This window comes from Caballeronia sp. LP006, from assembly GCF_031450995.1.
Taxonomy (GTDB): Bacteria; Pseudomonadota; Gammaproteobacteria; order Burkholderiales; family Burkholderiaceae; genus Caballeronia.
This window is the reverse complement of record NZ_JARTVW010000005.1, coordinates 970,866-982,886: the sequence shown is the minus strand read 5'-3', so window position 1 is coordinate 982,886 and position 12,021 is coordinate 970,866. Positions and strand designations below refer to the sequence as shown.

The window sequence follows — 12,021 nt, the reverse complement described above, 5'->3', positions numbered from 1 at the left end:
TTTACGCGAAGTTCACGTTCTGCAAGGATGAGATAAGGCGACAGCTGCACGCGCAGCGATGATCCTGCATCGCGTAGGGCTTGCCGTCGCGATCGGGGAACCGTTCGTCGCCCTCGGCAATCGTGGTTTGACCGTGGAGGTCGCATTGGGCGCTGTCGTCGCGGCGCGCGAGTGCGCGGCCCATGAACGTGCTGAATGGCGAGCCGCTTGTGACTTCGCCGCCGTGCTCGAGTTTGTCGCCGCAGCGGATGGGGGATTTCATTTGCAAACCTTTTTATTTGCATGCCCAACTTGAGGACACGCATTACAGAAAGCTACCACTGACAACCCTTCTCAAGGCTAGGGGTGACGTTTGGATCAAGAGTAAAGCTTGACTTTTTCCGTGTACCATAATTTGTATATACCATTGAATAAATGTTGGCTCCTTGACTTACCATTTCGTATTCACCGGTAATCTTTCCGCGATTAACTTCAAGCCACGTCGAGGTTAATTCGTCCGGCCTACCTGCACTCAACGTCTGTTCGTCAGCAGATTTCAGCACCAGCGGAATTACAGATTTCGAATTCTGATATCGGACAAACCCACTTGAAAATTTAGTTGACTGATCGAAGAGCATGCGAAATTCGAAGTCTTCAATGCCCTTAGTGTCTGATGAGAAGCAATAAACATCCGCAAGTGCATCGCAATGGGCTACCATCGGGATGAAAAGCGATAGAAGGGAAAGCACCTTTATCAGTTTTAATATCATAACTTATTTTTCACTCGGCTCGATCCGGAGGACCGAGGCTCCGTCTTTGCGTTTACGTAAATTAAACAGCTCCAACCCTGCCGTTCCTAGTCGATACGCAGTCATCTATACGCGTTTGAGCAACTAATATTTTTGTCTCTTTCCACCTAATACTAAATAGCATTGCGATGGCTTATAAATGTGACTCGCTTGACTCCAAACATAGATTACGTGAGTTTCCGGATAGCCAGGTGATGCCTGCGTCTATGTTTTCCATCGTATTGGGTTTGCAGTCACACTACGTTGGCTCACCGGAGAGAGACTGGCAACAGGCGGTGACGTAAGTACGACGCACCAACTCCCACCAGCGCGCCCCTAAAAAATTGTCCGTGAGGAATTTGTACCCGAAGTACGATCGCCCGTGAGAAGTATCTGATATCGGATCGGTTTTCCACTTCTCAGCAGGCATGGTAAGGCCTTCGGCCGTAAGGAAGGGGGACAACGCATGATTCTTATCTACACTCTTTCAAGAGCAGCTTAAGTGTGGCTAGCTGTTGTTTTGCGAAATGTAAATCTAGCTTATCTTCCAACCAACCTGGTTGATCCGCTGCTTCCTTTTTAATACGTTCGGATGCTTGCGAAAATATACTCAGATAATCCTCCGCAACCGTTACGCATGAGGAACTGACATTATTTATCTGCAAAACAATTTTTTCGGAATTCCGATTCAATTCGGATACCCCCTCCTCGTAGCACTGATGCAAAATCATTCCGCATCCAGAACCACAGGTTAGCCTATCGTTACTTGTGCGAGCCATACATTGCGAAAAAGCATCGCCGCTACTGTTTGGGCTCGCTGAGAAAACAGAAGCTGAGCAAGCAAGCAAGCAGAGCCGCAAAAAATAACGTGTCTTTAATTGTTTTTGGACGCGAGTCGCTCGTGACTTCGCCGCTGTGTTCGATTCTGTCGCCGTAGCGGATCGGGGATTTCATTGTGGGCTGAGCGTTTTAGACTTTGTTCGACACAGCACGGCTTCGTTTCTTTCGTAATACGTGCTAACCAATTCACGTCTGACGTTGTCAATTTGAAGGTTAACAAAGTCGTCCCCACAAGCGGGCCGAATTTCGACGAATCGATGTTGTTTCAATGAGAATAGAAACACCATTGAGATCGTGTCTTTACCCATTCCTTCGTCCAGGTACCACACGGAAAAGCCCTTCGTCCCGTTAAAAGCATAGTCCGCTACAGCCAGATGCAGCGTGCTTTCGGTATCAAAAGTCAATACTTGATACCGTTCTTTTTTACCTACCTCCGAAATCTTAACTTTTACTGAGCTATCGACACGATAAATGGACGTCGTCACAGAAGGAGCCACACGAAAATTCTTGTACTGGTCCGCTGCGACAGTTGGTCCGGTCAAAAAAAACCATAGAACAAACATAAAAAGTTTTAATATTTTCAATTTAGTTCTCTATGCGAGTCAGATCCGGCTTTATTGCCGAGCGGTGAGCGGGCGTCAGCAACTCAGGGAAGAAGTCAGGCATCGCATCCCATAATTGGTTCAGCATAAACACTGTATAAGCCTGTCTTTCGTTGTAACCATTCGGGCCACCGTTGACAAGTCGATTGACGAAACCTACGTTATCCGCTGAATAATCTCTACGCTGTTGAGGCAAGCACTTCTATTTTGACTAAGTCCATCAACAAGATTCATCAATCGATATATGTGCTGCTGACGAAAATTACTCAAGCATCGCCGAATCCTCTTGCTTTTTGTTCACCTTTCGTTGAAGGACGACGTATACCTCATTTAGGTTATTTGCCAAATAATGAACTACATGCACTACTGTCAGTGACAACCCGCTCATTTTTTAATATGTCCCAAACACCTGGGTAAGAGTTTTCCTCGCAACCAACTTCTCCGTTCGGTGCAACAAATTTACCATCTAAGGAAATGATAGAACTACCGGCATCACCACTGCCTCCAAATGAAAACTTCTTCATATTGGAAAGCGACTGCCTGGGAATATAAGCGCCACGGAGAGAGACTAAATTTTTTGACGTACCAAGCTTAGCAATGGTCGCCAGCCATGTATAGGGCTGCACTGTCACAAAATCCAGCGCAACGTAGAGCTTTTGCTCAACATTGACATCTGTTAGAACACCAACATGTCCCGGAATATTATGTACATGTATTTTTTTATTATCGGAGCAATCTTCAAGATCTTTTTTTTCTACATATCCGCGACCGGAGACAATGATTGCAGCCTCGTCGTAAGTTTCTGTTGCATAAATAGCTGGTGCGTCCAATTTACACAACTGAGTAGTCGTAGCGTGATTGAATAATCGAATGGCGTCGCCTTGAACCTCATACTGGCCTTCCGCCATTATCGAACCCGAACTTAGCGACAAGAATCCGATTAACAATAAAAGAATATACTTCCTAGTCACAAATAATCTCCTTTGCTGCATGCGTATATTCTAATCTACGCGCGTCATCAATGTAGCCACCATTGATCGCATAGGTGACTGCTCTAGAAATCTCTCGTTCACTATTTCTTTCTTGATCGTTACTCGCAGCACGCAAAGTCTCGCGATCAATTTCTTGCACCACTTTTGGCCGCTCAACACGTATATAGAATGCTCCGCTATCGATGCAATTTTCGATAAAGGCGACTCTATGTGGGTCCTCAATATTCGCTGGAGTTTTTGTCATGCCGTTTCGATCATGCCGCCTGAATGCTGCATCATTCCACCATGAATCCGTAAATGAAGAACGCGTAATCCAGCCCCGAAACAGCCAGTAACTTGCGTAATTGCTCCTGCCTGTAAGTTGCTTAAATCCACGCCCGCGAAATTTTTGAGCATCATCCTTGTCACAGTTTCCATTTTTCCAGTCGTAGCTACCCGCTACCCTGCCACCGTGGCTATTGAATTTCTCAGATTTAAACCAGAGATCTTCTTCTGACGGCACTTGTCCGTACCAATGCCCGAGATCGGATTCTGATATTTTCGAGGCTGGATTAATTGCGGCACCGTGAAGCGCGCCCGCGGTGACAGTTCCTAGCATGCTTGTTTCTTGCATTGACATCAGCCATGCACTCTCGACAGCACCTTGCCCCAAAAAATGTGCTAATCGCGAGGGGGTTGCAAGGACAAACTTCCTTGTCGCGAGGTTTAGCGGCGTTAGATATGTAGACCGCAACTCTTCTCCGCTGGGGCGGACATTTCTCGGATAATGGTTGTCGGAATAAATCCGTTTGAATTCATTCGCACTCAACCACCCACACTTCCTAAAGTGCCGAATAAACGCAAGCGGATGGAAGAACCAAAGCTTGTTGTCCTCACCCGACTGCACCTGCACTTGCCCCATGAATTGCGACTGCTCCACAAACTCGATGAAACGCGTGTACCCGTCAGGATCGACATCCTTGCGCTTTCCAAAAAACCCCTCCGGCTCTTTTAAGCCGCCGTATCGAGCTTCATTGTTACTCGCGTCCCACTCGCTCTTCGCATGGCAAATAAAGCCCTTTAGCTTGGCACGCACCGCCGCCTGTCCCTGTACGTACGATTTCAGGCTTTCCTCTTTACTGAATTCCTGAAGCGTAGCCGCATCAGCCGACTGTAGATCGGTCACGCCGGTGATCCGGCATAGTTCGTCATATCCGCACAGACCAGCTTGGTCAAACGGCGTATTGCCGTCCTCGATCTTCTGCCAATCCATAAAGAACGGGAAATTCGCATCCGACAGTTTCTTGACCATCTGCTGATTCACATCGATATATCCGACCTTGCCCTGATCGAACGGCACAGCCAGCCACGTCGCCTGCGCCTCTGCCGACAGCGAGGGCGTATCCGTACTCAGAATCCGCCCGAAGCGCAGCATCTCGTAGCCATCGCTCGGACACGTTCCGTAAAGCTTCGTGGCACGTTCGTATAACTGATACTCGTATTCGTCGAACTTATCCTTGATCGGCTCATCCGGCGTAAGCGCGACCAGCGTACCATCGCCCCGATCGATCCACGCGCGCATGAACCGCTCGCCGCGACTGAAATACGTCTGGACATACAGCGTATTGCCATCGCCCAAGACGCCCTCATTCAGCGCCGGAAAAAATGGCTTTGGGGTGTGTCCTCCAGTGTTCAGGCTTGCCATTCCCGGAGGCACGCTGACGAATGCGGATTTCTCAGGGATGACGAAGTACGTATGCCCCCAATAGTCCTTTGACACTGGCGTCTCCGGGTGCGACTCTCCCAGTGCCACCTTATGACCATTCTGCTCAAACCACGCCGTGAAATCCGCCTCGGTCATGAAGATCTCGAAGTGCAGATGCGTCTCGTTGTGATACTTCCCGACATAGCCGAGCTGATCCTTGCGATACACCTTTTTGCTCCCGCCGGGTTGAACGCCTTCGGTCTCGGCGAGCAGCCACGCAGGTAGCGCGTTAGGCGAACTGTTTTGCGGAGCCTGGCTTGGCTGCAGCTGCGGCACAAGCCCCTGCATGCTCACGAGGTCGAGCAGGTGCATGTACAGCGAATAAAACGTGATCGTGCGACCTTCGCCCGTGTCGGTCGTATGTTTGAGCAGCACGAAACTCGTATTGCTGTTCAGCGCATTGGTGCCATCGGACTTCTTCTGCCCATCCGATACTGCATTCTGCGCCACGCGATACGCCACGACCTCGCCATCAGCAATCGCGCGCACCGGCTCTTTCTGGCCAAGTCCGCAATCAGGCACCAGATGCATGCCGCAATGCCAGCGACGATCCGAGGCAATCGGAAAGACACCGCTATAGGTCAGCTCGAACTTATCCACCACATCCATCATCGGATCGGTTTTCCACTTCTCGGCGGGCACGGTGAGGCCTTCAGCCGGAAGGAACGGGGGGCTGATAATCATGTTTTAGCGAGATTGAATATAAGTTTCTGCGAGCTTGAAATCGCTCTTGGGTAAATTCGGCAGCGGCGGATTCAGGCTCTGCGGCCCCTCAAACGTGAACGACGCCGCCTTGATCTTGAAATCCCCCGGACAGACCAATTCGATGCTGCCGTTCTCGATCTTGATCGCCGCGCCGCCGCAGGCGAGGACGGCGCGGGTTTTGCCGTTGACGAGCACATTCGCGTTGGCGCTGGAGACGTGCAATTGCTGGTCGGCATAAAGGTTCAGCGTGCTGTCGTGAGCCTGAATATCCACCGGGCCTTTTGCGAACAGCTTCATGCCCAGCTTCTGCGCGCACAGCGAAATCAATTCGCCCGCAGCGACCGTGAAGCGCCTCACCGCACTGATATCGACGTGCTTGCCCGCATTGACGATCACGTTGTCGCCCGCCGCCTGCTGCACCGAGCGCGGCGTCACGAAGGCCATGCCGCCCGGCGCGCTCGCGAGCAGGCCAGCGCTTTTGAGTTGATCGAGCGTGTCCATCAAGCTTGCCTGCGTATCACGATCAGCAGGCTCGGCCTTCGCCTGCGTCGTCGCCCGAACCAGCGACGTCACGCGCGTCAACGCCGATTGCAGTTCCTTCAGCGCGGCGTTCATCTCCAGATGCGGCGCATTCGGACTCGACAACGCGTCGGCAGAAAAGAACAGCCCCTTCGATCCGTGAATGGTCGCGTGGCCCTGCGTGTGAATTTCGACGCCTTCACCGCGAAGCTGCTTCTGGTTGTCCACCAGATAGCCCATGCTCACCGACGACTTCTGATAGATCGTCGCCAGCTTCACGCCTTCGCGGCCTTTGAAGTCCTCGAAGCGCACCTTGTTGGCGAGCAGCGCCGAGCGCCACACCGAACGCGAGTTCCAGCCCTCAAGCCCGTGAACGTGATTCGTGTGTGAATAGTCGAAGGCGGCGAATCCTATATAGGGCCTGTCGATATCAGAATTTGTGAAAAAAATTCTGACTTCCGTTCCGGGTAGCAAGGGCGCATGAAACCCGCCTTCGCGCGAGGCCGACGGCGTCATCAGCCGTAGCCGCATGCTGTTCGATCCCGACTTGCCCGCGCCATGATGGAAGTGGAACCGGACAAGATATCGACCATGCTGGTCTAAATCCGGGTACGGGCTACCCTCGGCGCTCGATTCGATCGTCGCGATGATCGAGCCGTTCATCCATTTCCAGTCGCGCTCGGGGACGTACTCGGGCCGCCATATCTTGTCCGCAGGCGTGGCTTCGAATTCGTTCAGAACCGGCTTGGAGAGCGAACCCGTCGTCTTGAGCTTGACGATCACCAGACCATAAGGCGCTTTCGGCAACTTGTGGTTGGTGGTCGTCAGCACCCAGCCCGGATACAGCCCGGCGATGTTCGTCGTGCCAGTGTGGATGACCTGCTTCGAAGCAATGTCCTGCGCACGAACTTTGGTGAGCGCCTGCGCCTCTTCCGGAGTATGGAAATGCTCGCTGCTCCGATCGATTTGGCCATGGAGCGTTTTGTCGCCTCGATCCACATACGCGATCGCGGACACCGGCGCATTGGGCGTCCGATAGTTGTGATCGCGCAACTCGACGCTTTCAGGCAGCAGCGTCTGCCTGCGCTTGATGCTCAGCAGCGCTTCGTGAAACTCGCCGTCCAGACCATTGGGACGGATGTAGGGCACGTCGATCGAACGCATGTAACCGTTCGCACGGTTATCCACCACGAGCGTATCGCGATGGGTTTTACTGTCGAGCGGAGCGTGCCTGAAGTACCAATACAGCCCATGCCGTAAGCACTGACGTCGGAAAAATTCAAGAACACTTTCCTCGTGCATCAGCAGTTGATCGTAGCGCTGATCGACGCCCTCAAAATTCAACTCGATATCATGCGGAAAGAGATGTTCACGATCGACCAATAGCTCGTAGAAAATGTCCTTGAGCGTCTTCTGTAAAAAGACGTTTGACGTCTTCGTCAGATCGAGTAAGGACACACGTGGCGCGATCTTCAGACGGAATTGCGCACCATCGTTGCTTGAACTCTGGTGCGTGAATTCACGGACTACGCCGTGCAAGGTCCGCGCGTGACGCGATGCGGTGTCGAGGTACTTCAGCGCCGCGCGCTCCTCGACGACGAAGGACACGTTCTTGCCGAGAAAGTGGACGCCATCGAGCGTCTGATCGTCGGAATAGATGAGGATATTGAGTTCGAACAACTCGTTCATCGCTTCCGTGATGGTGTATTCCAGCGGACGGACCGGGACCTTAAGTCCTGCGACAGTCAATGAGAGGTGCTGGGAAAGCCATGCGTTGCGATCTTTGATCGCCGTCAGAAAATCGGTTGCAGCCATGTCTTGCGTTGCCTCGTGTTCGAAAGGACGACGAAATTATATTTTCGACCACGGGCCATTGTGACGCAATAAATCGCTGCCATTAGGCAATGAACTGAGCGGGATTCTGTCGGAACCGCTGAATATTCCGCAGATTCAAGAAGTTATATGCGTGTGTGCTGGAACGGTTCAGGTCAACATTCGGACTTGTCCGATGCGACATTCGATGCCTGGGCCACGCTTACCGATATTGGTCCGCACCACACCAGACCGGCGGCTTGCTGTTTGAACTCCGGGGAAAACGTACGTCGTTGCTTGCTCATCAGACACCTCGTCATGGCGACCATTCTCGCCTAAATCAGCGTCCGGATTCATTAGACCACTACACAGCGCAGTCAAAAACGCCGCATACCTAATAATTGGTTAACCACAAGCGCGAACAATGGGAAGTGCTCAAAGGGTTTGTGGGAAATAGCGAGGAACCAGTTGTGCTTCAGAAGCCGGTTCCAAAGCTGCTTTCTTTGGTTACTTTCTTTGCAGCAGCAAAGAAAGTAACCCCTCCGCCGGGCAGGCGGCTACTGCAAAGAACCGCAAGAAACCAGAGCAACTTCCCCGAAGAAAAAAAGCGCCCTAACCAGATACAAAAACCAAAGCCAGCCGAAACCCAAAAAAATCACTTACACAAAACCCGCGCATGATGCGCAACATGCTCCCCCACGAACGTGGAAATAAAAAAGTACCCATGATCGTACCCATCGTGCTTACGCAAGACGACCCCTCGATGCCCCGCCTCCCGAGCATTGCGCTCGAAAACATCCGGAAAAAGCTGCCCGTCGAGAAACTGATCCGCAAGTCCTTGATCGATCAAGATCCCGCCATCGAAACGCGAAGCCGCATCGCCAATAACGAGTTCGCTGGCATCGTATAGCTTCCACGCTTCGCGATTATCACCAAGATATCCGGAGAAAGCCTTAACGCCCCAGGGACACAAAGACGGCGCGGCAATTGGCGCAAACGCCGACACCGAGCGATAAAGATCAGGATTACGCAACGCGAGCACGAGCGCACCATGCCCACCCATCGAATGCCCGAAGATGCCAATCCGGTCCTCGCGCAACAGCAGCTCTCGCAAAACCAGCTCACGCAACTCCTGCGTCACATACGAATACATCCGATACCGCTCGGCCCATGGCGCCACCGTCGCATCGACATAAAAACCCGCGCCAACGCCAAAATCCCACGCATCGGATTCGCCCGGAATACCCGCTCCTCGCGGGCTCGTATCCGGCGAAATCAATGCAATGCCATGCTCGGCGGCGTAACGTTGCGCACCGCCCTTGATGGGAAACGTCTCTTCGGTACAAGTCAGGCCGGCAAGATAAAACAACGCCGGCACGCGCGAATGGGCAGCCTGCGCGGGCAGGAAAACCGAAAAGCGCATCGGCAGGCCAATCACGTCCGACTGATGCCGGTAAATACGCTGCACGCCATCGAAACAACGGTGTTCTTCGACGAGTTCGAGCATGGCTGCATCCTCTCTCAATAGATCACGACGGAACGAATGGATTCGCCCTTCTTCATCAGGTCGAAGCCTTCGTTAATACGTTCAAGCGGCAAATGGTGCGTAATCAGATCGTCGATATTGATCTTGCCTTCCATGTACCAATCGACGATCTTCGGCACATCCGTGCGTCCACGCGCGCCGCCGAATGCCGAGCCCTTCCATTCGCGCCCGGTCACGAGCTGGAACGGCCGCGTGCTGATCTCCTGCCCCGCCGCCGCCACGCCGATGATGAACGACTGTCCCCAGCCCTTGTGCGTGCATTCGAGCGCCTGACGCATCAGCTTCACATTGCCCACGCATTCGAAGGAATAGTCCGCGCCGCCATCGGTGAGTTGCACGATATGGTCGACCACGTTCTCCACTTCGTTCGGGTTGATGAAGTGGGTCATGCCGAACTTCTTCGCAAGCTCCACGCGCCCCGGATTGATATCGACACCGATAATCTTGTCCGCGCCCACCATCTTCGCGCCCTGGATCACGTTCAGGCCGATGCCGCCCAGCCCGAACACGACGACGTTCGCGCCCGCTTCGACCTTCGCCGAATACACGACCGCGCCCACGCCCGTCGTCACGCCGCAGCCGATGTAGCAAATCTTGTCAAAAGGCGCGTCCTCACGCACCTTTGCGACGGCGATCTCCGGCACCACGATGTAGTTCGAAAACGTCGACGTGCCCATGTAGTGAAAGAGCGGCTTGCCGTCGATGGAAAAGCGCGAGGTCGCATCGGGCATCAAGCCCTTGCCCTGCGTCGCGCGAATTGCCTGACAAAGATTGGTCTTGCGCGAGAGGCAGAATTTGCACTGACGGCATTCCGGCGTATAGAGCGGAATGACGTGGTCGCCCTTCTTCAGCGTGCCGACGCCCGGCCCGACATCCACGATCACGCCTGCGCCTTCGTGGCCGAGAATCGCCGGGAACAGGCCTTCGGGGTCGGCGCCCGAGAGCGTGTAGTAGTCGGTGTGGCAAATGCCCGTCGCTTTCACTTCGATCAGCACTTCGCCCGCGCGCGGGCCTTCGAGATCGACTTCCTCGATGGTGAGCGGCTTGCCTGCTTCCCATGCGATTGCTGCTTTGGTCTTCATCGTTCAAGGCTCCTGATGTCGTTTGATAGGAATTAGCGGATCACGTTCAGCGCTTCGTAGCATGCGCCCATCGTGTGATAGTCGGTCTTGCCGGCGGGGCTTTTCTCGTCGTTGTACTGGCGGTTATCGCGCGTGAGGATGCGATACCACGCGCCGTACTTGTGATCGACGAAATGCGCCCAGCTATAGGTCCACAAACGGTCGTAATCGTTCCAGTAGCGCGTCGCGGCGGCGCTGACGCCATCGCGTTCGGCGCGATCCGCGAGCAAGGCCGCGGCCGCGAACGATTCCGCCTGCACCCAGAAGTACTTGTCCTCGTCATAGAACTTGCCGTCGGGGTCGAAGCCGTAGACCATGCCGCCGTGCTCGTCGTCCCATGACAGTTCCATCGCGCGATCGAAAAGCTCACGCGCACGCGCGACATGCCACGCTTCCGGACGATGCCGGTCGAGAATCATCAGCAGCTTCGCCCATTCGGTCTGATGTCCCGGCTGAAAACCCCAAGGCCTGAAGATGTTGCTGCGATCGCCCTTGTTGTAATCCCAGTCGACAGACCAGTCCGGCTTGTAGTGCTCCCACACGAGCCCGCCCGCAAGCGCTGCCTGACGGTTCACCATGTTGTCGGCGAGGAGCGCCGCGCGGTCGAGATAGCGCGCTTCGCCGGTCGCCTCGAAGGCGGCGAGAAACGCTTCGCACGTGTGCATGTTGGCGTTCTGGCCGCGATAGTCCGACACCTTCCAGTCGGCGCTCGCTTCGTCCTTGTACAAGCCGTGGGCGGCGTCCCAAAAGTGCGTCTCCATCAGTTGCCAGGTTTCGTCGAGATAGGCGCGTGCTTCGTCGAAACCCGCTTCGATCGCCTTCGCATACGCAAGCACGACGAACGCAAGGCCATAACAATGATTCGTCGCATCGGTGACGTCGCGGCCGGAGAGCGTCCACGCGTAGCCGCCCGTTTGCGGGTTGTAGTGAAACTCGCGCAGATAGTCGATGCCGTGCTTCACGCCGCCGCGATATTCGTCGAGGCCGAAGTGCTTGTGCGCCATCGCGTAGTTGAAGACGAAGCGCGTGCTCGACACGAGATGCCGCGACTTGCGGTCGTAGATCGTGCCGTTGTTCTTGTAGTAGTGATAGAACCCGCCGTTCGGATCGAGACAGTGCGGATGATAGAAGATCATCGTGTGCAGCGCGTGATCGAGCAGGAATTCGCGCGAGCGGAAAGCGGGTTGCGACGGTGCGGATGCGGACATGGCTGATTTCGATGTGGTCAGGGGCAGCTCATATGAAGCGGTTCTTCATGAACCGGACGGCGCGAACTTCGGTCGAGCGCAAAGTTTAAGCGGTAAAAGAAAAACGCGGCGCGGGGTCGGCGTGGGCTCGCTCTAGACATGGCACTTTGCGTAGCCGATGCCGCG

8 protein-coding genes are annotated in these 12,021 nt (G+C 54.0%); all 8 read right to left on the bottom strand.

The genetic code is table 11. From position 1 onward, the window contains the following. Window position 1 precedes the first annotated feature (1 nt). The 8 genes from P9250_RS21255 to P9250_RS21220 all read right to left on the bottom strand — a co-directional run bounded on the left by P9250_RS21255 (window position 2) and on the right by P9250_RS21220 (window position 11,856). On the bottom strand, window positions 2-262 hold the full coding sequence (locus P9250_RS21255; RefSeq protein WP_310395017.1) for a PAAR domain-containing protein: 261 nt from the start codon (window positions 260-262) through the stop codon (window positions 2-4). A gap of 1,455 nt (window positions 263-1,717) precedes the next feature. Beyond that, window positions 1,718-2,191: a hypothetical protein gene (locus tag P9250_RS21250; RefSeq protein ID WP_310395016.1), complete on the bottom strand. Its 474-nt coding sequence runs from the start codon at window positions 2,189-2,191 to the stop codon at window positions 1,718-1,720. A gap of 353 nt (window positions 2,192-2,544) precedes the next feature. Beyond that, the gene (locus tag P9250_RS21245; RefSeq protein ID WP_310395014.1) at window positions 2,545-3,180 is read right to left on the bottom strand and encodes a hypothetical protein; all 636 of its coding nucleotides are present in this window, start codon (window positions 3,178-3,180) and stop codon (window positions 2,545-2,547) included. Continuing rightward, a complete protein-coding gene (locus P9250_RS21240; protein WP_310395012.1) occupies window positions 3,173-5,629 on the bottom strand; it encodes a hypothetical protein in 2,457 nt (818 codons plus the stop codon). Before P9250_RS21240 ends, P9250_RS21245 begins: the two co-directional genes overlap by 8 nt. 3 nt (window positions 5,630-5,632) lie before the next feature. Continuing rightward, window positions 5,633-7,984, bottom strand: coding sequence for a type VI secretion system tip protein VgrG (locus tag P9250_RS21235; RefSeq protein WP_310395010.1), 2,352 nt, complete (start codon window positions 7,982-7,984; stop codon window positions 5,633-5,635). 652 nt (window positions 7,985-8,636) lie between these two features. Then, window positions 8,637-9,488, bottom strand: a complete 852-nt coding sequence (gene fghA / locus P9250_RS21230; RefSeq protein ID WP_310395008.1) for an S-formylglutathione hydrolase — start codon at window positions 9,486-9,488, stop codon at window positions 8,637-8,639. Window positions 9,489-9,502: 14 nt separating this feature from the next. Beyond that, entirely contained in the window at window positions 9,503-10,609 is a 1,107-nt protein-coding gene (locus P9250_RS21225; RefSeq protein WP_244827166.1) for an S-(hydroxymethyl)glutathione dehydrogenase/class III alcohol dehydrogenase, read from the bottom strand. A gap of 32 nt (window positions 10,610-10,641) precedes the next feature. Beyond that, entirely contained in the window at window positions 10,642-11,856 is a 1,215-nt protein-coding gene (locus tag P9250_RS21220; protein WP_310395006.1) for an AGE family epimerase/isomerase, read from the bottom strand. Between the last annotated feature and the right edge of the window lie 165 nt (window positions 11,857-12,021).

Bases quoted from the DNA above. Each gene is read 5' to 3' on its own strand.
- P9250_RS21255 (WP_310395017.1), bottom strand. From the start codon at position 262: ATGAAATCCCCCATCCGCTGCGGCGACAAACTCGAGCACGGCGGCGAA.
- P9250_RS21220 (WP_310395006.1), bottom strand. From the start codon at position 11,856: ATGTCCGCATCCGCACCGTCGCAACCCGCTTTCCGCTCGCGCGAATTC.
- fghA (WP_310395008.1), bottom strand. From the start codon at position 9,488: ATGCTCGAACTCGTCGAAGAACACCGTTGTTTCGATGGCGTGCAGCGT.
- P9250_RS21240 (WP_310395012.1), bottom strand. From the start codon at position 5,629: ATGATTATCAGCCCCCCGTTCCTTCCGGCTGAAGGCCTCACCGTGCCC.
- P9250_RS21235 (WP_310395010.1), bottom strand. From the start codon at position 7,984: ATGGCTGCAACCGATTTTCTGACGGCGATCAAAGATCGCAACGCATGG.
- P9250_RS21225 (WP_244827166.1), bottom strand. From the start codon at position 10,609: ATGAAGACCAAAGCAGCAATCGCATGGGAAGCAGGCAAGCCGCTCACC.